The 22,039-nt window shown below is 70.7% G+C and carries 19 protein-coding genes and 1 tRNA gene; 5 read left to right on the forward strand and 15 right to left on the reverse strand.

Translation table 11 applies throughout. The annotated features are described in order from the left end of the window. The first annotated feature begins 58 nt into the window (after positions 1-58). Positions 59-973, forward strand: a complete 915-nt coding sequence (nudC, locus tag BLT19_RS10140; protein WP_091489404.1) for an NAD(+) diphosphatase — start codon at positions 59-61, stop codon at positions 971-973. After that, positions 970-2,790 carry an ATP-dependent helicase gene (locus BLT19_RS10145; RefSeq protein ID WP_091489407.1) on the forward strand — a complete coding sequence of 607 codons (1,821 nt, stop codon included), beginning with the start codon at positions 970-972 and terminating at the stop codon, positions 2,788-2,790. The genes nudC and BLT19_RS10145 overlap by 4 nt, the downstream gene beginning before the upstream one ends. A 776-nt stretch (positions 2,791-3,566) precedes the next feature. Here the strand turns inward: BLT19_RS10145 and BLT19_RS10150 are convergent. Continuing rightward, positions 3,567-4,937 (reverse strand): zinc-dependent metalloprotease, encoded by a 1,371-nt coding sequence (locus tag BLT19_RS10150; RefSeq protein WP_091489409.1) that lies wholly within the window; start codon positions 4,935-4,937, stop codon positions 3,567-3,569. 130 nt (positions 4,938-5,067) lie between these two features. Here BLT19_RS10150 and BLT19_RS10155 point away from each other — a divergent pair, with 130 nt between their 5' ends. Both BLT19_RS10155 and BLT19_RS10160 read left to right on the forward strand, forming a co-directional pair. After that, positions 5,068-6,198 carry a YlbL family protein gene (locus BLT19_RS10155; protein WP_091489412.1) on the forward strand — a complete coding sequence of 377 codons (1,131 nt, stop codon included), beginning with the start codon at positions 5,068-5,070 and terminating at the stop codon, positions 6,196-6,198. Positions 6,199-6,299: 101 nt separating this feature from the next. Beyond that, the gene (locus tag BLT19_RS10160) at positions 6,300-9,206 is read left to right on the forward strand and encodes a UPF0182 family membrane protein (RefSeq protein ID WP_091489415.1); all 2,907 of its coding nucleotides are present in this window, start codon (positions 6,300-6,302) and stop codon (positions 9,204-9,206) included. Between the two features lie 45 nt (positions 9,207-9,251). On the opposite strand, the gene BLT19_RS10165 is transcribed toward BLT19_RS10160, so the two are convergent. Genes BLT19_RS10165 through idi form a run of 7 tightly spaced genes read right to left on the reverse strand, consistent with a single transcriptional unit; the run spans position 9,252 to position 14,899 of the window. Then, complete coding sequence (locus tag BLT19_RS10165; RefSeq protein ID WP_172825618.1) at positions 9,252-10,145, reverse strand: prenyltransferase; 894 nt, start codon at positions 10,143-10,145, stop codon at positions 9,252-9,254. Beyond that, the gene (locus BLT19_RS10170) at positions 10,142-10,477 is read right to left on the reverse strand and encodes a lycopene cyclase domain-containing protein (protein WP_091489421.1); all 336 of its coding nucleotides are present in this window, start codon (positions 10,475-10,477) and stop codon (positions 10,142-10,144) included. Before BLT19_RS10170 ends, BLT19_RS10165 begins: the two co-directional genes overlap by 4 nt. Next, a complete protein-coding gene (locus tag BLT19_RS10175; RefSeq protein ID WP_091489424.1) occupies positions 10,474-10,803 on the reverse strand; it encodes a lycopene cyclase domain-containing protein in 330 nt (109 codons plus the stop codon). Before BLT19_RS10175 ends, BLT19_RS10170 begins: the two co-directional genes overlap by 4 nt. A 1-nt stretch (position 10,804) precedes the next feature. Then, positions 10,805-12,430: a phytoene desaturase family protein gene (crtI, locus tag BLT19_RS10180; RefSeq protein ID WP_091489426.1), complete on the reverse strand. Its 1,626-nt coding sequence runs from the start codon at positions 12,428-12,430 to the stop codon at positions 10,805-10,807. Beyond that, positions 12,427-13,296, reverse strand: a complete 870-nt coding sequence (locus BLT19_RS10185; protein WP_091489428.1) for a phytoene/squalene synthase family protein — start codon at positions 13,294-13,296, stop codon at positions 12,427-12,429. Before BLT19_RS10185 ends, crtI begins: the two co-directional genes overlap by 4 nt. Beyond that, positions 13,293-14,348: a polyprenyl synthetase family protein gene (locus tag BLT19_RS10190; RefSeq protein ID WP_091489430.1), complete on the reverse strand. Its 1,056-nt coding sequence runs from the start codon at positions 14,346-14,348 to the stop codon at positions 13,293-13,295. The genes BLT19_RS10185 and BLT19_RS10190 overlap by 4 nt, the downstream gene beginning before the upstream one ends. Beyond that, positions 14,345-14,899, reverse strand: coding sequence for an isopentenyl-diphosphate Delta-isomerase (idi, locus tag BLT19_RS10195; RefSeq protein ID WP_091489432.1), 555 nt, complete (start codon positions 14,897-14,899; stop codon positions 14,345-14,347). Before idi ends, BLT19_RS10190 begins: the two co-directional genes overlap by 4 nt. Before the next feature lie 77 nt (positions 14,900-14,976). Here idi and BLT19_RS10200 point away from each other — a divergent pair, with 77 nt between their 5' ends. Next, positions 14,977-15,447, forward strand: coding sequence for a MarR family winged helix-turn-helix transcriptional regulator (locus tag BLT19_RS10200; RefSeq protein ID WP_091493751.1), 471 nt, complete (start codon positions 14,977-14,979; stop codon positions 15,445-15,447). A gap of 69 nt (positions 15,448-15,516) precedes the next feature. Here BLT19_RS10200 and BLT19_RS10205 read toward each other — a convergent pair. The 7 genes from BLT19_RS10205 to hemE form a co-directional block, all read right to left on the reverse strand. Then, a tRNA-Met gene (locus tag BLT19_RS10205) sits at positions 15,517-15,590 on the reverse strand. Positions 15,591-15,637: 47 nt separating this feature from the next. Beyond that, complete coding sequence (gene hemL, locus BLT19_RS10210) at positions 15,638-17,005, reverse strand: glutamate-1-semialdehyde 2,1-aminomutase (protein ID WP_091493754.1); 1,368 nt, start codon at positions 17,003-17,005, stop codon at positions 15,638-15,640. Then, entirely contained in the window at positions 17,002-18,006 is a 1,005-nt protein-coding gene (gene hemB, locus BLT19_RS10215) for a porphobilinogen synthase (protein ID WP_091489435.1), read from the reverse strand. The genes hemL and hemB overlap by 4 nt, the downstream gene beginning before the upstream one ends. Beyond that, a complete protein-coding gene (gene hemC, locus BLT19_RS10220; protein ID WP_091489438.1) occupies positions 18,003-18,938 on the reverse strand; it encodes a hydroxymethylbilane synthase in 936 nt (311 codons plus the stop codon). The genes hemB and hemC overlap by 4 nt, the downstream gene beginning before the upstream one ends. 28 nt (positions 18,939-18,966) lie before the next feature. Further along, positions 18,967-19,638, reverse strand: coding sequence for a hydrogen peroxide-dependent heme synthase (gene hemQ / locus BLT19_RS10225; protein WP_091489440.1), 672 nt, complete (start codon positions 19,636-19,638; stop codon positions 18,967-18,969). Beyond that, positions 19,635-20,918, reverse strand: a complete 1,284-nt coding sequence (locus BLT19_RS10230) for a protoporphyrinogen/coproporphyrinogen oxidase (protein ID WP_091489442.1) — start codon at positions 20,916-20,918, stop codon at positions 19,635-19,637. The genes hemQ and BLT19_RS10230 overlap by 4 nt, the downstream gene beginning before the upstream one ends. After that, on the reverse strand, positions 20,918-21,973 hold the full coding sequence (hemE, locus tag BLT19_RS10235) for a uroporphyrinogen decarboxylase (RefSeq protein ID WP_091489445.1): 1,056 nt from the start codon (positions 21,971-21,973) through the stop codon (positions 20,918-20,920). The genes BLT19_RS10230 and hemE overlap by 1 nt, the downstream gene beginning before the upstream one ends. Positions 21,974-22,039 lie beyond the last annotated feature (66 nt).

A 22,039-nucleotide genomic window follows, 5' to 3' on the forward strand; every position in this document is an offset into this window, starting at 1 on the left:
GACGCCCGCACATCCCCGCGCCACGCCCGGCTTGTCGCCCAACGCAGAGAGGTCCTGCATGACCGCGCCCCAGGGCCTTCCGCTTCCCGCCCTCGCCGGCTCGGGGCTGGATCGTGCAGCCGAGGAGCGCTCGACGTCGAACATCGTGGAGACCGCGCGCGGGCTCGCCCAGACGCGGGTTCTGGTCGTCCACGGCGATCGTGCTCCGCTGCACAGCGCCGACACGCTGCACTGGCTGTCGCCGACCGATGTCCCGGACGGCGCCGAGTGGGCTCTGCTCGGCCGCGAAGCGGACGGCGCCTTCGTGCTCGGTGCCGTCTTCGCCCAGTCCGAGGACGAGCTGTTCACCGCACCCGCTGGATGGGCGGCGCTGCGCAGCGTCGGCGGTGCGCTGGACGAACACGACGCCTCGGCGTTCGTCGAGGCGCTGAGCCTGGGCCGTTGGCTGCTGGACGCGCCGTTCTGCCCGGCGTGCGGCACGCGGACGGTCCTGAAGAATGCCGGCTGGTCGCGCCACTGCCCGGGCTGCGGCCGCGAGCACTTCCCCCGCACCGACCCGGCGGTGATCGTCGCGGTCACGAGCGCGACCCACCCCGACAGGCTGCTCCTCGGGTCCAACGCGATGTGGGGCGGCAATCGCTTCTCGTGCTTCGCCGGATTCGTCGAGGCGGGCGAGTCGCTGGAGGCGACGGTGCTGCGCGAGATGAGCGAGGAGGCGGGGGTGGATGTCGTCGACGTCCGCTATCGCGGATCGCAGGCGTGGCCGTATCCGCGATCGCTGATGCTCGGATTCCTGGCGACCGCCGCCGACGACGCGGCTGCGGAGGCCGACGGCGAGGAGATCGTCGCGGTGCGCTGGTTCGAACGAGACGAGATCGGCGCGGGCCTTGCCGGTACGAGCGACGTGCTCCTGCCCGGACCGGCCTCGATCGCGTACCGCCTGATCAGCGACTGGTACGCGAGCGGGGAATGAGCGACCGGGCGCTCCTCGGCCTCGACGAGCAGCAGCTCGAGGCGGTCACCGCCCTGCGGGGACCGGTCGTGGTGCTCGCCGGCGCCGGGACCGGCAAGACGCGCGTGATCACGCATCGCATCGCGCACGGCGTCGACACCGGCGCGTACTCGCCGGCTCGCGTGATGGCGGTCACGTTCACCGCGAAGGCAGCCGGTGAGATGCGCGGACGGCTTCGGGCGCTCGGCGTCGACGGCGTCGCCGCCCGGACCTTCCACGCTGCCGCACTGGCGCAACTGAACTTCTTCTGGCCCACGGTCGCGGGCGATTCCGCTCCGTCGATCGTGGACAACAAGGTGCGGCTGCTGGCCCATGCCGCCGACGGCATGGGCCTGGATCCGGACACCGCGACGCTGCGAGACGTCGCGAGCGGGATCGAATGGCGCAAGGTGTCGATGCTGAGCATCGAGCAGTACGCGCTCGCCCGTCCGGAGGGGGTGGGCCGCCTGGAGGTGTCCCGGGTCGCCGACCTGCAGCGCGCGTACGAGAAGCTCAAGGACACGCGTCGGCAGCTCGACTTCGAGGATGTGCTGCTGGCGTGCGCCGGCATGCTCGAGGCCGAACCGCACGTCGCGGCCGCCGTCCACGAGCAGTACCGCCACTTCACCGTCGACGAGTTCCAGGACGTCTCGCCGCTGCAGCACCGGCTCCTCGAGCTCTGGCTCGGCGACCGTCGCGACCTGTGCGTGGTGGGCGATGCGAGCCAGACGATCTACTCGTTCGCGGGCGCCGATGCCCGCTACCTGCTGGAGTTCGCGCACCGTCATGAGGATGCCCGCGTGATCCGTCTGGAGACGAACTACCGGTCGGATGCCGCGATCCTCACGGTCGCGAACGAGCTGATGCGCGGCCGGGCCGGCGCGCTGGAAATCACCGCCCCGGCCGGCACGGGCCGCGCATCCGGCGAGGTGCCCACGATCGCCGCGTACGACGACGATCTGGCCGAAGCCCGCGCTGTCGCCGCCGCCGTGCGTGGCCGGATCGACGGCGGTGCCGATCCGCGGCAGATCGCCGTCCTCTACCGTGCCCACTCGCAGTCCGCCGAGCTCATCCGCGCCCTCGCCGACCTGGGGATCGCCGCCACGGTGCTCGGCGGCAGACGATTCTTCGACCTACCCGAAGTGCGCCAGTCGATCATGGAGTTGCGCGCTGCATCCGTCGCGCCGATCGACACGAGCTTCGTGGACACCGTTCGCGACATCCTCCGCACCCGCGGACTCACCGACGATCCGCCGCAGGCCGGCGGCGCGCTGCGAGATGCGTGGGAAGCGCGCGCGGCGATCCTCCGGCTGGCCGAGGAAGCGCCGTCCGGGACGACGTTGCGGGGGTTCACGGACGAGCTGCAGGCGCGCGCGCGGGCACAGCATGAGCCGGCTTTGCGCACCGTGACCCTGGCGACCCTGCACGCCGCGAAGGGCCTCGAGTGGGACCACGTGCATCTCCTCGGCTTCTCGGAGGGGCTGCTGCCGATCAGCTACGCGACGACGTTCGAACAAGTCGATGAGGAGCGCCGCCTCGCGTACGTCGGCATCACGCGGGCCGCGCGAACGCTCTCGGTATCGTGGTCGAGCGGGTCTCGTGATCGTCAGCAGTCGCGCTTCGCGCGGGAGATCGGCGCGTCGGCGCTGCAGGCTGCGGCAAGCGCGTCGCGAGGGCGCCGCACAGACAGGCCGGGTGCGGGGGGAAGACCCGCTGCGAGCGGTGCAGCGAGCGCTCGTGCAGGCTCACGCGCGCAGGGAGCCGGTCCTCAGCTGCCTCGCGCAGCAGGGCCGCAGTGACGATCCCCGCTTCCAGGGCGATCGATTCCGACACCTCCGGCGGCGTGCGACCCACCAGTTGAGCAGCCAGCACCGGCCACTGCGGGTCTTCGTCGCGGGCGTGCGCGGCGATGCAGGCCAAGCACGCCGTCGTGCCGGGAATGACCAGCGGGCCGATCTCGACGCGTCCGGCCGTGAAGACGATCGGCAGATGCGTGAGGTCGCGTGACATCAGCGCACTGCCTCGCTGCGGCTCGAGGAGGTGCGCAGCGAGCACCACGACGGTCATCGCCCTGTCGAAACCGTCGTCAGGGACGTCGCACCGGAACGCGTCCCGGGTCTGGACGCCGGCCGAGCGAAGGCCCGCGCGCACTCTCTCGGCGAGCGTCGACGGGAAGCGCTCGGGCACCAGCAGCCCGATGCGCAGGTCGGCGAGCGCGGTCGCCAGGACCGGGGAGAGCCGTCGCGCGAACTCGGTGGCTGCGCCCTCCGGGGCGCCGAAGGACTCGGCGACCGGCTCGAGCGCGGCCTCCGGCAGACCACGCTCCAACTCGCGGATCAGCCGGCCCTGCCAGGGTGCGGGGTCCTCGACCACCACGACGGCGTCGATTCCGAACTGCATGGTCGTGACCGACCGCCACAGCACAGGGAAAGCCGGGTCCAGTCGGAGCATTCCCCGAGTGTGCCGGGTGGGGTGCAGCGGATGCTGCTGTCCACAGGTTTGCGTCGCCGTCCGAAGCGCTGCGATGCCTGGGGAGGAGACGATGCGCGCTCTGCCGACCGGCGGACCGGGCCGATCAGACCGGGCGGGGGTCCTCCGGCTCGGGTGGCGTGTCCTCGCCGGCGAGCAGCCGGGCGAGCGCGTCGTCCATCTCGTCGGGCGCCGGCTCTTCACCGCGGGCGCGGGCTTCGAGCCGAGCCACCAGCGCGGCGGGGTCGTCGATGTCCTCGGCGGTGGGCATGAGGTCGGGGTAGTCCCACAGGGCATCGCGACCGGCGACGCCGACGGCATCCGTCACGGCCTGCCACATCGCGGCAGCCTCGCGCATGCGGCGCGGTCGCAGCTCCAGTCCCACGAGTGAGCTCAGTGCCTGCTCCGCCGGCCCGCCGACGGCACGCCGGCGTCGCACGACCTCGGCGACCCGGTCGGCGGAGGGGAGCCGTGAGGTCGCGGCCGCGGTCACGACATCCACCCATCCTTCGATGGTGGCGAGGAGGTTCTCGAGGCGGACGAGCGCAGCGTCCTGTGCCGCACTGCGCGTGGGCAGCAGCGCGCCGCTCTCCAGCGCACTGCGCAGCTCGTCCGGCTGCGACGGGTCGAAACGCGAGGCGAGCTCTTCGAGCGCTTCGGTGTCGACATGGATGCCGCGCGCGAAGTCCGTGATCTGCGAGAGCACGTGCAGCCGCAGCCAGCGGGCGTGCCGGAACAGCCGGGCGTGCGCCAGTTCGCGCGTCGCGATGTACAGCGCCAGCTGGTCGTGTGGGATCGCGAGATCGCGACCGAAGTCGGCGAAGTTCTGCGGGAGGATGACGGCCTCGCCGTCGGGCATCAGCGGGATGCCCACGTCGCCGCCGCTGACGACCTCCTTGGAGAGGTTTCCGACGACCTGACCGAGCTGGCTCGCGAACAGGGAGCCGCCGACGGTGCGCATCAAGCGTCCGGCGCCCTGCACCAGGCCCTGCATGTCCTCCGGCGCCTGCTCGCTCAAGGCGGCGGTGAGCGCGTCGGCGATGCTCGTCGCCACGGGCTCGGCGAGCTCCTGCCAGACCGGCAGCGTCGCCTCCACCCACCCGCCGCGCGTCATCGTGCGCGGCACCGAGGCCAGGTCCGAGATCGTGGTGGCCTCGCTGAGCCAGAGGCTCGCGAGGGAGAAGGCCTGATCCAGATCGGTGCGCTGACCATCGGTGACCCCCAGGCCGTCCTGGTTGGCGATGTGCAGCGCCTGGCGCTGAGCGAGGTCCCATGAGATGCCCGTCTCGCCACCGGCCGCGAACGCGCCCTGCAGGTGCTGCATGACGGTCTGCATCATGGCGGGATCGATCCCCATTCCGCGCAGCTGGGCGAGCTGCTCCGGGTCCACCGAACCGCCCTCGCCGCCGAACAGCTGCCGGATCAGATCCTGGAACTGGTCCTCTGGGCTCTGCTCGTTCTCATCGTTCGAATCCACCACTTCAGGCGCCTCTCAGCCGGGTCATGACCTCGCCATCTACGCTAGTCGCACGGATCATCGCACCACCCGGCACGGACCCTTTCCCTGTACGCCGGTCGCGAACGACCAGGCACAGAAAGGTCCACCCGTGGCGCTGTTCGACCAGAACGTCACCATCACGCCTGCCCAGCCGCGACGGCAGCGCTCGCGCGGCATGACGGCGGGCATCATCGCGCTGGCTGTCGCCCTCGTCGTTCTGCTGGTGATCACCTTCCTGCCGACCTCGTACGTGATCCAGCGACCCGGCCCGGTCTACAACACCCTCGGCACCGCGGCCTCCGCAGACGGCACCGAGACACCGCTCATCTCGATCGAAGGCGCCGAGACGTACCCGACCGAAGGGGCGCTGGACCTGCTGACGGTCCAGGTCGTCGGCAACCGCGAACGCACGCCGTCCTGGTTCGAGCTCGCCGTCGCCTGGTTCGACCCGAGCCGGGCCGTCCTGCCGATCGACTCCGTCTTCCCGAAGGATCAGACCACCGAGCAGCGCAACGAGGAGAGCGCGGCGATGATGGTCGACTCGCAGCACGAGGCGACCGCCGCTGCACTGAGCGAACTCGGCTACGACGTCGGCGCGCAGCTCTCGGTCTACTCGGTGATCGCGGATGCGGCGGCCGACGGCGTCCTGCAGGAGGGAGACATCATCCTGGAGGCGGATGCCGAGCCGGTCGCCGATGTCACCGACCTGCGCGCGATCATCAACGACGGGAACGGCGCGCCGGTGGAGCTGCTCATCGAGCGCAACGGCCAGCAGCAGTCGGTGGAGATCACCCCGACGCAGGCGACCGCCGACAACGGCGACACCTCGTGGGTGATCGGGGTCAACCTGACGACCGACTACGACTTCCCGATCGACGTGACCATCCAGCTGAACAACGTCGGCGGACCCAGCGCCGGGATGATGTTCGCGCTGGGGATCATCGACACGCTCACCCCCGGCGAGCTCAACGGCGGTCAGAACGTCGCCGGCACCGGGACGATCACCGCAGACGGCACGGTCGGTCCGATCGGCGGGATCCGCCAGAAGCTGTACGGCGCGAAGGATGCCGGTGCCGATTGGTTCCTGGCTCCTTCGAGCAACTGCGACGAGGTCGTGGGGCACGTCCCGGACGGCCTCCGGGTCTTCTCCGTGAGCACCCTCGAGGACTCGCTCGCCGTGCTCGACGCGATCAGCAGCGACGGCGACCTCGATGCCCTGCCGACCTGCACTGCGGGCTGACCCGGCCGAAGTATCACGAGACGGTCGCGTTCAGCCGGGAGTTCGCCGAGGGCGATGACGCCGCAGACGTCCGGGCGGACCTGCGCGCCTAGGATTGAACGGTGACCACGACCTCAGCGCCGACCCCGGCCACAACCCCCTCCCGCTCGCGCCGCATCATCGCGATATCGCTCGCGATCCTCGCCGCACTCGTGGTGGCGTTCTTCGTCTTCGCGAACCTGTACGCCGACTGGCGGTGGTACGAGCAGCTGGGCTTCCAGTCGGTGCTGCTGACGCAGTGGATCGCCCGGGTCGTGATGTTCCTCGTCGGATTCGTCGGGATGGCCGTGCCGGTCTGGCTCGCGATCCAGCTCGCGTACCGGCTCCGCCCGGTCTATGCGCGGCTGAGCTCGCAGCTGGACCGCTACCAGGAGGTCGTCGAGCCCCTCCGCCGTCTCGCCATGTGGGGCATCCCGATCTTCTTCGGCTTCTTCTCAGGCTTCGCGGCGTCGGCCCAGTGGGAGACCACCTGGCTGTGGTTCAACGGTGTGGCCACGACGCAGACCGACCCGCAGTTCAACCTGGACACCGGCTTCTATCTGTTCGCGATGCCGTTCTACTCTGCGCTCCTCGGATTCATCTCGGCTGTGCTCCTGGTGTGCCTGCTGGTGACGGCCGTCGTCGCCTACCTCTACGGCTCGGTCCGCATCGGTCAGCGGGAGTTGCGCATCTCCAAGGCGGCGCGCATCCAGCTCGCGGTCCTGGCCGGTCTGTACCTCCTGGTCCAGGGGGCCAGCCTGTGGCTGGACCGCTACAAGACGCTGGTAGAGCCGGGCAACCGCATCACCGGGCCGGGCTACACCGGCGTGAACGCCGTGATCCCCGGGATGACGATCCTCGCGGTCGTCGCGATCATCGTCGCGATCCTGTTCTTCGTCACGGCCATCATCGGCCGCTGGCGATACCCGCTGATCGCCACGGCGCTGCTGATCGTCTCGTCGCTGGTCGTCGGCGTCGGCTACCCCTGGGTCGTCAACCAGTTCCAGGTGCGCCCGAACGAGCTCAGCCTGGAGCGCGAGTACTTCCAGCGCGGCATCGACATGACCCAGGCCGCCTATGGGATCGACGGCCTCGAGAAGACCGACTTCCAGGCGACCACCGACGCCGAGGCGGGCGCGCTCCGCGCGGATGCGGCCACGACCGCGCAGATCCGCATCATGGACCCCGCCATCATCAGCCCCACCGTGCGTCAGCTCGAGCAGTTCCGCGGGTTCTACCAGTTCGCCGACCCGCTCGATGTCGACCGGTACGAGATCGACGGCACCTCCCAGGACACCGTCGTCTCGGTGCGCGAGCTGGACATGGAGCAGCTCGGCGCCGCAGCATCCTGGCAGAACACCACCCTGGTCTACACTCACGGCTACGGCATGGTCGCGGCCAAGGGCAACGACCGCACGTCCGACGGCGACCCGGTGTTCCTCGAACGCGGCATCCCCGCCGCCGGCTTCCTCTCCGATCAGGAGAACTTCGAGCCCCGCGTCTACTTCGGCGAGTACTCGCCGACCTACTCGATCGTCGGCGCACCCGAGGGCACCGATCCCGTCGAGCTGGACTACCCTTCAGGAGCCGACGGCGCGAGTGAGACGAAGACGACGTTCACCGGCGACGGCGGGCCGAGCATCGGCAGCGTCTTCGACCGCCTGATCTACGCCCTGAAGTTCCAGTCTGAGCAGATCCTGTTCTCCGACAACGTGAACGAGGACTCGCAGATCCTGTACGACCGCAGCCCGGTCGACCGCGTGCAGAAGGCGGCGCCGTACCTGACCCTGGACAGCGACCCGTACCCGAGTGTGGTGGACGGCCGCATCGTCTGGATCATCGACGGCTATACGCTCAGCGCCAACTACCCGTACTCGACGACGGTGAGCCTGCAGCAGGCGATCTCGGACTCGAACGCGACGGCGCAGCGCTTCGCGCTGGACAACATCAACTACATCCGCAACTCGGTCAAGGCCACTGTCGACGCCTACGACGGCTCGGTCACCCTGTACGCGTGGGACGACGAGGATCCGATCCTCAAGTCGTGGCAGAACGTCTACCCCTCGACGGTCAAGCCGATCAGCGAGATGTCGGGAGAGCTCATGAGCCACGTGCGCTACCCGACCGACCTGTTCAAGGTGCAGCGCTATGCGCTCGGCGTGTACCACGTCGACGACGCGGGCTCCTTCTACCAGCGGGACAACGCCTGGCAGACGCCGAACGACCCGCAGCTGGAGACCCAGCTGCAGCCCCCGTACTACCTGACGATGCAGATGCCCGGGCAAGAGGCGCCGAGCTACTCGATGTTCACGAGCTTCATCCCCGCGGCCGAGGGCACGGCGTCGCGGAACGTCCTGATGGGCTACCTCGCGGTGGACTCCAATGCGGGCAGTGAGGCGGGAGTGAAGTCCGACGACTACGGCAAGCTGCGGATGCTGGAGGTCGACTCCGATACGACGATCCCCGGTCCCGGGCAGGTGCAGAACACCTTCAACTCGGACCCGATCATCTCGTCGCAGATCAACCTGCTGAAACAGGGGCAGTCCGAGGTGCTCAACGGCAATCTGCTGACGCTGCCGGTCGGCGGTGGCCTGCTCTACGTGCAGCCGGTGTTCGTGCAGGCATCCAGCGGTACACAGCTCCCGCAGCTGCAGAAGGTGCTGGTCGCCTTCGGCAACGAGGTCGCGTTCGAGAACACGCTGAGCGAGGCACTGGATGCGCTGTTCGGCGGCGATTCGGGTGCGGATGCCGGTGACGGCGACGTGACCCCGACACCGGAGCCCACCCCCGGCGAGACGCCCTCACCGGAGCCGACGGATCCCGGCACCGCCCCCTCCACCGAGTATCAGGCGGCCCTGGATGCTGCCGGCCAGGCACTGATCGACAAGCAGACCGCGCTGCAGGCGGGCGACCTGACCGCCTTCGCGGCGGCGGATGCCCGGCTGACCGCGGCCATCCAGCAGCTGATCGCCCTCGGGGAGCAGCAGTAGCACCGATCCCGGAACGCCCGTCACTGCGGTGGCGGGCGTTCCGCGTCAGGTGGTGAGGAACCAGAACCAGATCAGCAGCAGGGTGACCGCGAACCCGGCGATCTGGTTGATCCAGAGGAACCGTCGCCAGCCGGCCGTGGCCGTCTCAGCAGTGTCGTCGGTGACGTTGCGGAACGGCCAGACAGCGGCCAGGTAGGGCAGGCACACGAGGGCCGCCAGCGGGCCGGGCCACGCTGTCGCGAGCATCACGAGGCCGGCGGCGGCGTAGCAGGCGAGCGCGAACCAGACGGTCCAGCGCGCACCCCGTGCCGTCGCGATCGACGAGATGCCCGCCTCGCGATCGGCGACGACGTCCTGGACGGCGCCGAAGGCGTGCGATGCGACCCCCCACAGCGCGAAGGCGACGAGGATGAGGACGAGCTGCCAGGTCCAGGCCGCACCCGCCAGCACGAGGCCGTAGACGGCGGGGGAGAAGAAGTGGATGCTGCTGGTCACCGAGTCCGCGAACGGCCGCTCCTTGAGCCGAAGCGGCGGCGCGCTGTAGAACACCACGAAGAACAGGCTCACCGCCAGGACGAGCCAGGACGCCGGTGATCCCACGATGACCAGGTACGCCACGAACGGCAAGCAGGCGATCGCCGCGGCCCACAGCGTGACGGGGTGCATGCGCCGGTCCAGCACGGCGCCGTGCGCGCCGCCCTTGCGCGGGTTGCGCAGGTCCGACTCGTAGTCGAAGACGTCGTTGATGCCGTACATCGCGAGGTTGTACGGGATCAGGAAGAACACCGTGCCGATCACGAGCGCGGGATCGATCGCACGCGTCGTGAGGAGGTAGGCCGCCGCGAACGGGTAGGCGGTGTTGACCCAGCTCACCGGCCGCGACGCGACGAAGAGCTCTCGAAGGACAAATGCCGGGCGCAGCGCCGCCGAACCGTTCACGAGGCAACCCCGCCGACTGATGCCCGCCGCGCCCGGGACCGCGCCGGCAGCAGGGTGAACACCGCGGGGACGAGGAAGGCGGCGCAGAGCGGATACGAGAAGTCCTCGATCGGGGCCAGACCGATGCGGATCCCGCTCAGATGCTCGGTGGGATAGGTGAACAGGCCCGCCGCGATCATCACGTTGTCGAAGATCGCGGTCAGGAGCATCAGCGCCACCGCCGCGACTGCCGAGGCGGCCATGCGACGACCGAATCGCGGGCGGCGCAGCGTGGCCAGCGTGACCAGAGCCGTCGCCAGGACGAACGGCAGGACGATGACCGCGTACGTCATCGCTGCTCGGTCCGCCCGCTCGGCAGGACGCGTCGCGCTGCCGCCCAGACGACGAGTCCGATGTAGCACAGGAACGCGAGGAAGAACGGCTCCTCGAGGGGCATCTGCGGCGCCACGTCGATTCCGAGCAGGAACGGGCCGTCGCCCTTCACGAACACGCCCGTCGCGATGCCGACCGCGTCCCAGATCAGGAAGAACACGGTGCCGATCCCGACCGCGATGGCCGTCCGCGCGGGCGCCGCCCACATCGCGAGCCGGAAGCGTGCATCCAGAGCGGCGATGCCCGCTCCCGAGAGCAGGATCGCCAGCAGGTAGAGACCGCCCACCTCACACCCTCGCCGGTTCGGGGAGGGGTCCGGGCGTCCGATCGCCCCGCAGACGCTTCAGGACCAGTTCCGCCGAGATGAGGCACATCGGCAGTCCGATGCCGGGGAGTGCGGAACCGCCGGCATAGGAGAGGCCACGCACCTTCCGTGAGGCGTTGCGCGGCCGGAACATCGCGCTCTGGCCCAGCGTGTGGGCCAGTCCCAGCGCGTTGCCGCGCCAGGAGTGGAGGTCATCGACGAAGTCGCCCGGCGCGATCGTGCGCCGGACCACGATGCGCTCGGCGAGGTCGGGGATGCCGCACCAGTCGGCGATCTGTGCGATCACCCGATCGGCTGCCGCCTCCACCCGCGGGTCACCGTCGCCGTCGACGCCGCCGTGCCCGATGCTCGGATCGGCCGGCACCGGCACGAGCACGAACAGGTTCTCGCTGCCGGTCGGGGCCACTGCGCCGTCCGTCGCGGACGGTTTGCACACGTACAGCGACGCGGGATCGGGGATCCGGGTGGGCGACTGGAAGATGTCCTCGAAGTTCTCCCGCCACTGCTCGGTGAACAGGAGCGTGTGGTGCGCGAGCTGGGGCAGTGCGCCGTCCACGCCGAGCAGGATCAGCAGTGCCCCTGGGCTGGGAGTGCGCTTGTCCCACCACTTCTGCGGGTAGGTCTGCAGCTTCGGCGGCAGGAGCGCCGTCTCGGTGTGGTGCAGGTCGGCGGTCGAGACGACGAGGTCTGCGTCGATTCGCAGGCCATCGGTCAGCCGCACGCCGGTGGCGGTCGCCGCGGCCCGGCCCGGGCCTGCGGCATCCGTCGTGGTGATCTCGGCCACCTCGCACCCGGTCTCCACGCTCGCGCCGAAGCGCAGCGCCTGCCGCTCCACCGCACGGATCACCTCGGTCAGCCCGCCCCGCGGGTAGAGCACGCCCTCATCGAGGTCGAGGTGACTCATCAGGTGGTACAGGCTCGGCACGCCGTACGGGGAGCCGCCGAGGAACACCGCGGGATAGCCGAGGATCTGGCGCAGGCGCGGGTCGGTGAATCGTCGTTCGACGTGGCTGGCCAGCGACCTGGTCAGCAGCGGCGCGAGCGTCCCGGCACGGCGCAGCAGAGCGGGATCCCGCAGGCCGGCGGTCGTCTCGTAGGTGTCGTACAGGAATCGGTTCACGGAGAGGTCGTAGGCATCGGCAGCCGAGTCGAGATAGGCATCCAGCAGCGCCCCGGCACCGGGTTCGATGCGCTCGAACAGCTCCGTCGCAGCCGCCCGGCCGGAGGTCACATCCGTGGGTGGGAACGGATCGCTCTGCCGGGGCTGGCTGTAGACGCGGTAGGCGGGATCGAGGGGGATGAGGTCCAGCTCCTCCGCGGCACTCGTGCCCAGCAGATGGAAGAAGTGGTCGAAGACCTCGGGCATGAGGTACCAGCTGGGGCCGGTGTCGAAGCGGAAGCCACCGTGCTCCCAGGTGCCGGCGCGTCCGCCGACCACCTCGCGTGCCTCGAGGATCCGCACGCTCCACCCCTCTGCGGCCAGCAGCGCTCCGGTGGCCAGTCCCGCGATGCCGGCGCCGATGACGACTGCCGAACCCTTCTCCGGTCCCGATCGCGCGTGTCCCGAAGCGTCGTGGGCAGTGCTCATGAAGGGTTCCTCCGGGGTGCGAACCCGAGCCATGCCCGGGCGGCCAGCGTGGCCTTGACCGCGTCCGGCACGCGCACACGGCGCCCGGGCGTGCTGTTCTCGCGCAGGCGCGCGGACAGGGCGGCGAACAGGTCGTGGGCGGCGGTGACCGCCCTGCGGCAGTCCGCCGGGAGGCGCGGGATGACCGCTGCCGCGGCGGCCAGGTCGGCGTCGATGGTGTCCAGCACCTGCGTGCGACTGGTCCTGCCGGAAGTCAGCCCCAGATAGTCGCGACCCAGGGCGTCTTCGTCATGGCCCTGGTCGCGCAGGAAGTTCACGTCCTGGAATGCCGCACCCAGGCGCCGCGCGCCGTCGGCGAGGTCGGCGGGGGCGGGGACGGGATGGCCGGACCCGGCGTTCACGAACACCTGCAGGCACATCAGCCCGACGACTTCTGCGGACCCGTAGACGTAATCGTCGTGGGATGCGGCGTCATGCCGTGCGGTGCTGAGGTCGGTGCGCATCGAGGCGAAGAAGGGCTCGATGAGGTCGGAGCCGATCCCGCACTCCCGGGCCGTGCGGGCGAAGGCGTGCACGATCAGATTCGCGCTGAAGCCGCGCTCGATGGCGGCGAGGGTCTCGGTCTCCAGGCCATCGAGCACACCCCGCTCCGACCGGGCATCCAGCCCTGCCGCGGCGGCGGGGCCGTCGACGATCTCGTCGGCGATACGCACGAGCGCGTAGATGTTCCGCACGTGCGGTCGCGGTCGCGGGCCCAGCAGACGCGTCGCCAGTCCGAACGAGGTGGAGTAGGCCGAGATCACCGCGGCCGCGGCATCCTGCGCGGTCTGGTCGTAGAGGGCCAGACCGGTTGGCTCGCGACTCACGGGATGCGCTCCTGCACCGTGCGCGAAAGGTCGTACAGCAGCTCGGCGGCCTCGCGGGGAAGCGCCGGGTCCAACGCCGCCGTGCGCACATCATCCAGGGTATCGCCGATGAGACTGCGCAGCTGGTGGCGGGCGCCGCTCTCCTCGAGGGCCCGCTGCGCTTCGCGCACCGCGATCGGCCCGGTGTGCGCGATCGCGAGCGCGTCGTTCACACGCGGCCACGCGGGGCTCTCACGAGCCATGGCGATGAGCGGTGTGCGCTTGGACTCGCGGAGGTCTCCGCCGGCCTCGCGACCGGCCTGCTCCTCGGAGCCGAAGGCCCCGATGAGGTCGTCGACGAGCTGGAAGGCGAGCCCGAGTCGGCCGCCCGCGGCCTGCAGCGCGACGATGGCCTCGGACCCTGCGCCCGCCAGCAGCGCCCCAGCGCACATCGGCGCGCTGAAGGAGTAGACCGCGGTCTTGTTGAACGTGGCGTTCAGGATCGCGTCGGCGGCGACGTGCTCGGTGACGATCGAGTTCTCCACATCGGCGAGTTCGCCGGCGGCAGAGACGTAGATGGCCTCGTCCAGAAGCTCGAAGAGCGACGCCCGGGTCTCTCGGTCGACCTCCGCCAGGGCGATCAGGCGTGCGGCTTCGTGCAGCAGAAGATCGCCGGCCAGGATCGCTGCGGCGTCGCCGAGGAGGGCTGCGCCCGCGGCATCCGCACCGTTTCCCCGTGCACGCATCCGGAACTCACCGGCGACGTTGGGGATGCCGCGGCGCACGGTGTCGTGGTCGATGACGTCGTCGTGGACGACGAAGGCGGTGTGCAGGAGCTCGAACGCCGCGGCCACCGGCAGCACGCCGGCAGGAAGATCCTCGTCCCCGCCGAACGCCCGGTAGGACGCGACCACCAGCGCGGGACGGAACCGCTTGCCGCCGGTCGCCGCGCGTGCAATCGCATCGGCGAGTGCACCGAAGCCGGGCCCGAGTTCGCCGGCACGAGCGCCGATCCGTCGCAGCGACCGATCGATCGTGGCGTCGATGGACGTGCGGGTCTCGAGGGGGATCATGACGCGCGGCGCTGCCTGCTCATCCCGGAGTCGAACAGGTGCAGCTGCTCCGCCTGCAGGACCAGCCAAGGACTGAAGGCCCACGGCGTGCTCTCCAGCGATGCCGCCAGATCGGCGGGGTCCACCCACTGCGCGTCGGCGACCTCGAGCGGGTTCAGGACGGGCTCCTGGGTGGTCCGCGCCGTGTACACCGGGCAGACCTCGTGCTCGACGATTCCGGACGCGTCGGTCGCGCGGTAGCGGAAGAGGGGGAGTGCCAGCTCCAGATCGGTCAGGGTGAGTCCCAGCTCGAACTCGGCGCGACGGTGCACGGCGGCGAGCACCGGCTCGGCGGGACGAGGGTGCCCGCAGAACGAGTTGCTCCACACGCCCGGCCAGGTCTTCTTGCTCAGCGCTCGACGCGTCACCAGAACCTCACCGCGGGGGTTCATCACGTGACAGGAGAAGGCGAGGTGAAGCGCCGTGTCCAATCCGTGGACGCTGCTCTTGGGAGCCGTGCCGATCGCGCGGCCCTCATCGTCGAGGAGGACCACATGGTCGACGTCGTTCATGTTCACTCCTCATTTTGCTAGTTTAGCTAGCGATATCCTTCCGCCGATGATACAAGGGGAGGGAGGGAGTGTCCAACATGCCACACGTCGAGGCCGCGACATCAGCCCATGGCGAATCCGTCATGGATGTGCTGCAGGCGATCCGCGCCTTCAGCGACGCCATGGATCGCATGCACGCCGAGATGAAGAGCGGCATGGAGATGAACTCGACCGACCTTGCAGCGCTGCGCATGCTGATCATGCGCGAGCAGCGCGGGTCGAGTGTCAGCCCGCACGAACTGGCATCGCACCTGCGCATCTCGACGGCCTCGACCACCAAGATGCTCGACCGGCTCACCGCATCGGGGCACGTGGAGCGTCAGCCGCATCCGCACGACCGCCGAGCACGCGTCGTCGTGCTCACCGACGAGTCGCGACGATCGTTCTTCCGGCACTTCGGCCGGCACCTGGCAGGCATGCGCAGCGTGGCGGAACAGTATTCCGACGAGGAGCTCGCGGTCATCTCGCGCTTCCTCACCGAAGTCGGCGACGTGCTGGACCCGACCTGACGACGCCTCCGCGGAGCGCGCCCGGAACGCGAAGAAGGGCCCCGCCGAAGCGGGGCCCTTCTCGTTTTGTTGCGGGGACAGGATTTGAACCTGCGACCTCTGGGTTATGAGCCCAGCGAGCTACCGAGCTGCTCCACCCCGCGGCACAAGAATCAAGCCTAGCACGGCTTTTCCGCGGTGTCGTCCACGGTCAGGTTCCGCTTCCCGGTGGCGTTGCCGCCGCGGCGGCGCGAGCGGCGCCGGGCAGGGCGTCGGCGATGCGCTCGAGCGCCGCATCGTCGTGCGCGGCGGTGAGGAACCAGGCTTCGAACACGCTCGGCGGCAGCGAGACGCCTGCTTCTCGCATCGCGTGGAAGAACGGCGGGTATCGCCAGGCATCCTGCGCTTTCGCATCCGCGTAGTCGCGCACCGGCTCGTCGCGGAAGGCGAGGGAGAACAGGCTCCCGGCGCGCGGAATCACGTGCGCCACGCCGGCGTCCTCGAGCGAGTCGTGCAGCAGCGTCGCGACCGTGTCGGCCGAGGCATCCACACGTCGGTAGACCTCCGCGTCGGACAGCCGCAGGGTCGCCAGACCGGCTGCGACGGCGAGCGGATTGCCGCTGAGGGTTCCGGCCTGGTACACCGGCCCCAGCGGCGCGAGGAGCTCGAGCACCTCTGCGCGACCACCGAGCGCCGCCAGCGGCATCCCCCCGCCGATGACCTTCCCGAACGTCACGATGTCGGGCGTCCAGCCGGCACCCTCCGAGATCGTGCCGTCCGCCTCCAGCCCCCACCAGCCCGCCGGACCGACGCGGAACCCGGTGAGCACCTCGTCGACGATGAGCAGCGCGCCGTTCGCGGCGGTCAGGCGGCTCAGCGCGCGGTTGAAGCCCGGCTGCGGGCGCAGCACACCGGAGTTGGCCCCGGCCGCCTCGACGATGACGGCGGCGATCCGGTCCGGGTGCGCCGCGAACGCCGCCTCGACGGCCGAGAGGTCGTTGTAGGCGAGCACGAGCGTCTGCGCGGCGATCGGCGCCGGCACGCCGGCCGACCCGGGCAGGCCGAGCGTGGCGACACCCGACCCGGATTCGGCCAGCAGCCCGTCTGAATGGCCGTGGTAGTGGCCCGCGAATTTGATGACGAGGTCGCGGCCCGTCGCGCCGCGGGCCAGCCGGATCGCGGTCATCGTGGCCTCGGTGCCGGTGGAGACCAGGCGCACCCGCTCCAGCGCCGCGGTGCCGTCCACGGTGAGCCGGTCGATCACGCGCTCGGCGAGTTCGGCCTCGCCCGGTGTCGACGCCCCGAACGACAGGCCTCGGGCAGCGGCCTGCTGCACGGCGGCGACGACCTCAGGATGGGCGTGGCCCAGCAGCGCCGGACCCCACGACGCCACCAGGTCGACGTACGTCCGTCCCTCGATGTCGGTCACGGTCGCGCCGGTGGCCGACACGATCGACAACGGCGTGCCGCCGACGGATCCGAACGCGCGAACCGGGGAGTTCACGCCGCCGGGGATCACGGCGCGGGCACGGGTCGCCTGCTGCTCGTTCGTCGGACGCTCCGAGATGATCTCGCTCATGCCCTGCTCCACCGCTCGGCTGCCTCGACGGCCCAGTAGGTGAGGATGGCGTCGGCACCCGCACGGCGGATGCTGGTGAGCGATTCGTCGATGGCGCGCTCGCGGTCGATCCACCCGTGGGCGGCCGCGGCCTCGATCATCGCGTACTCGCCGCTGACCTGGTACGCCCAGACGGGGACCGGCGAGAGGGCCGCGGTGTCGGCCAGCACGTCGAGATAGGACATCGCCGGCTTGACCATCACGATGTCGGCGCCCTCGGCGATGTCCAGCGCCGCCTCGCGCAGACCCTCGCGGCGGTTCGCGGGGTCGAGCTGGTACGTCCGGCGATCGCCCTGCAGCGAGGACTGGACGGCCTCGCGGAACGGGCCGTAGAACGCCGAGGCGTATTTCGCCGCGTAGGCGAGGGTCGCGGTCCCGGCGAACCCGGCGGAATCCAGCGCATCGCGCACCGCCGCGGTCTGGCCGTCCATCATTCCCGACAGGCCCACCAGCTGCGAGCCCGAGTCGGCCTGGACGAGGGCCATCTCGCGATACCGCTCGAGCGTGGCGTCGTTGTCGACGCCGCCGTGCGGGTCCAGCACGCCGCAGTGACCGTGATCGGTGAACTCGTCAAGGCACAGGTCGGTCTGCACGACCAGGGAATCGCCCACCTCCTCGGCGGCGATCCGGGTGGCGACATTCAGGATGCCGTCCGGGTCCGTCGCACCGGAGCCGGTGGCGTCCTTGTGCTCGGGAACGCCGAAGAGCATCACGCCGCCGATGCCGGCGCCCGCAGCGCGGTTCAGCTCCGCACGCAGCGAGTCGAGGGAGTGCTGGTGGATGCCGGGCATGGAACTGATCGGCAGCGGCTGGGTCGTCCCTTCCCGGACGAACATGGGCAGCACGAGATCAGCCGCGTGCAGCCGGGTCTCGGCCGTCAGGCGCCGCCATGCGGGCGTGGCGCGGAGTCGTCGTGCGCGCACTGCGGGGAAACCGCCATGCGCGTCGCGGGAATTCGTCATGACCGGTCGTCCTCCTGTGCGCTGCGTGGATGCGCGTCGAGTGTCGTGAAGGCCGTGGCGCCGGCCGCGAGCAGGTCGTCGGCGACGCGCTCCGCGAGATCGGTTCCCGGGGTGCGGGTGTCGGCTTCGTAGAGCGCGTGCGAGGCGGTGAGCTTCTCGCCGCCGTCGGGCCGGTACACGGTGGCGGTGAGGAACAGCATGCCGTCCTCCACGAACGCGTGCGCGCCGATCGGTGCGGAGCATCCGGCTTCCAGACGGAAGAGCACCATCCGCTCCGCCTCCGCGGCCAGGCGCGTCCAGCGGTGGTCGAGTCTCGCTGCGAGCCGTTCCTCGCCCGCACGTGTCTCGACGGCCAGGGCTCCCTGGGCGGGGGCGGTGGGCCAGCGGTTCAGATCCAGCAGGTCGGTCGCGGCATCCGCTCGTCCGATCCGGTCCAGCCCCGCGGCCGCCAGCACGACCGCATCCAGTCGGTCCGACGACTCGTCCGCGATCCGCCCGAGCCTGGTGTCGACGTTCCCGCGGATGTCCACGACGTCCAGGTCGGGGCGTCGCGAGAGCAGCTGCGCGCGTCGTCGCGGGGAGCCGGTGCCGACCCGGGCGCCTGCTGGCAGCGTGTCGAGGGTGAGGCCGTCGCGGGCGCACAGTGCGTCGCGCGCATCCGCCCGAGCGGGCACGGCGGCGATCGCCAGCCCCGGTGCCGGCGCCGTGGGCAGGTCCTTGAACGAGTGGACGAGGGCATCGACTTCTCCGGCGAGCAGCGCCTCGCGCAGGGCGGTGGCGAACACGCCGGCGCCGCCCAGGGAGGAGAGGGATGCCGTGGACCGATCGCCCTCGGAGCTGATCGTCACGAGCTGGGCGCCGAGCTTGTCGGCGATGGTCTGCGACTGCGCGAGCGCCAGTGCGCTGCCGCGGGTCCCGATGCGCAGCGTCATGGCCGACCGGCTCCGATCCGGGCCTCGGTCATGCGAGCACCTCGGCCAGCTCGTCGAGCGTGAGAAGGCGCCCGGTGAAGAACGGGATCTCCTCCCGGACGTGCCGGCGGGCTTCCGTGTCGCGCAGGTGACGCATCAGGTCGACCAGATCGACGAGTTCATCGGCTTCCAGGCCGAGGATCCACTCGTAGTCGCCGAGCGCGAAGGAGGCGACGGTGTTCGCCTGCACCTGCGGGTAATCCCTGCCCTTGCGTCCGTGGTCGCCCAGCATGGCGCCGCGTTCGGCCGGCGGCAGCAGGTACCACTCGTAGCTGCGCACGAAGGGGTACACGGTCAGCCACGTCTTGGGCGGCAGGCCCTGGGCGAAGGCGGGGGAGTGGTCACGCGTGAACTCGGCGTCGCGGTGCACGCCGAGCGCGTTCCAGGTCGGAAGGAGCGGCGCGAGCTCGGTGGTGCGTCTCAGGGCGCGGAGGGCCGCCTGGAGCCCTTCCGCCGATGGGCCGGTCAGCCACAGGAGGATGTCGGCGTCGGCGCGCAGTCCCGAGACGTCGTAGATGCCCCGGAGGTCGACCTCCAGCTGCGACACCGCCTCGGCGATGCTCGTCTGTGTCGCAACCGCCGCACTGGGTGTCTCCGGCCGTCGCAGCACGGCCCAGAGCGTGTAGTGGAGGTCGCCGGTATTCGTCGGTGCAGTTGTCACTGGACCATCCTGTCTCTGGTTTCCGGCGACCGCGAATCGCCGAGAAGGGTCTGAGCCGCGCGCTCAGCACTGTCGATGACGGCAGCCAGGCCGGTGCCTGCTGTCGCCTCGCCGATGTCGTGCACACCGTCGGCTCGCGGACCGCGGCGGATCGGCACCGGTCGCCACACCGCGACGCTGTCGGCGTCGATGAGGCCTCCGACCGGTGCACCCAGCAGCACCTCGGCATCGTGCATCGCTGTGCGCACGGCATCCGCCGGGTCGCCGTCGTAGGAGAGTCGCAGCACGTGCCTGCCGGGCAGGGCGTCGGCCAGCCACGCCCACTTGGCACTCATGTGGGTCAGCGCCCGGGCGCTGACACCGGGTGCGCCGGCGGCGACGAGCACCCCGGTCCCGCGTGGTGCGGCATCGAGGGCGGGGGCATCGAGGACCAGGGTGACGAGGGTGAGCCGGCGTCGCTCCGGTGCGGGCTGGGTCGGATCGGATGCCGCCAGCACAACCTGGCCGCTGAGAACCCGGCCGCCCACGCTCACCCCGCCGGGCTCGACGCCGTCCACGCGCACGCCGGTCTCGATCCGGACGCCCAGCCGCTCGCAGTCCGCTTTGAGCGCGTCCACGAGCCGGAACATCCCTCCGCGGATGCCGGCGACCTGGGATCCCGCCGGCGCGGCGGTGCGCACGCTGCGCACCGCCGCCGCCAGCGAACCGCGCTCGGCCAGCAGCGCGCGGAGGCGGGGCGAGGCCGACTCGACGGGCATGTCGTCCGGATGCCGTGAGTGGATGCCGCGGACGACGGGCGCCACCAGGTCATCCACGACGCCGCGGCCCATGCGTGCGCGCACGAGTGCTCCGAGGTTCTCGGAGTCGGCTCCCACACGGGCGGGAAGGACGGCATCCGCACAGGCACGCAGCGCCGCCCGCAGGCCGATCGCGCGCACCACGTCGGGGGCAAGCGGATGCCCGGGGATCCCGAGCACCCCGGTGGCGGGAAGGGGCGCGGCCGACCCGTCCGTCCGGAACACCCAGGCCGATGCTATGTCCGGCAGGACGACGTCCTCCGCCATCCCGAGATCGGCCAGCAGCGTCGCCACGATGCCGCCGCGGGTGGCGAACGATTCGGCCGCGGCATCCAGTACCACGGCGTCCAGCGTGTGACGCTGCATCTGGCCGCCGAGCAGGCTGCCCGCCTCCAGGAGCTCGACGCTCCGGCCGCCGAGCGCCAGCCGCCGGGCCGCCACGAGCCCTGCGACACCGCCCCCGACGACGAGGAAGTCCGGCATCAGAGGCTGTGGACGAGGTCGACGATCCTGGTCAGCACCGTCGGGTCGGTTTCCGGGGGCACACCATGGCCGAGATTGACGATGTGCGAGGGCGCCGCATCACCGCGGCGGAGCACGTCGCGCACGTGCGCTTCGAGCACCGTCCATGGTGCGCCCAGCAGCGCGGGGTCGATGTTGCCCTGCAGGGGGATGCTCCCCCCGAGGCGTCGTGACGCCTCATCCAGCGGCAGGCGCCAGTCGACGCCGACCACGTCGGCGCCCAGGCCCGGTGCCAGATCGAGCATCTCGGCCAGACCCAGCCCGAAGTGGATGCGTGGGACGTCCAGCCCCGCGACGGCATCGAGCGCGCGACGGGAGAACGGAACCACGGAGGTCTCGTAGTCGCTTCTGGACAGCGACCCGGCCCACGAGTCGAACAGCTGCACGACACTGGCCCCCGCCAGCACCTGCGCACGCAGGAACGCGCCGCTCACGTCGGCGCACCAGGTCAGCAGAGCGCTCCAGGTCGCGGGGTCGGAGTGCATCAGCGCACGTGTGCGCAACTGCTCCTTCGACGGGCCGCCCTCGATCAGATAGCTGGCCAGCGTGTAGGGAGCGCCCGCGAAGCCGATCAGCGGCGTCTCGCCCAGCTCGTCGACGACGATGCGCACCGCGTCGGCGATCGGTGCCAGGGCGGATTCGTCGACGGGGGGCAGTGCCGCGACGGCGGCCGGTGTGCGGATCGGGTCGGCGAAGACCGGGCCGCGGCCGGGCACGATCTCGACGGGCACGCCCGCCAGCAGCACAGGCACGACGATGTCGCTGAAGAACACCGCGGCATCGACGCCGTGCCGTCGCACCGGCTGGAGGGTGATCTCGGCGGCGAGCTCGGGCCGCAGACAGGCATCCAGCATCTCGGTCCCCGCTCGCGAGGCGCGATACTCCGGGAGCGACCGGCCGGCCTGCCGCATGAACCAGACCGGACGCGTGCCCGAGCGCTCGCCGCGTGCCGCGCGGACCAGGGTCGAGGAGCCCGTCCGGCCGGCGTGCAGCGGATGGCTCGTCGATGGCAGCATGTCTTCCAGGGTAGGCGCTGAGCCGATCGACCGGCCTTTCGCGGACGCCCGTGACGATCGAGCCGG

Source organism: Microbacterium pygmaeum, assembly GCF_900100885.1.
In the GTDB taxonomy this organism is placed as follows: Bacteria; Actinomycetota; Actinomycetes; order Actinomycetales; family Microbacteriaceae; genus Microbacterium; species Microbacterium pygmaeum.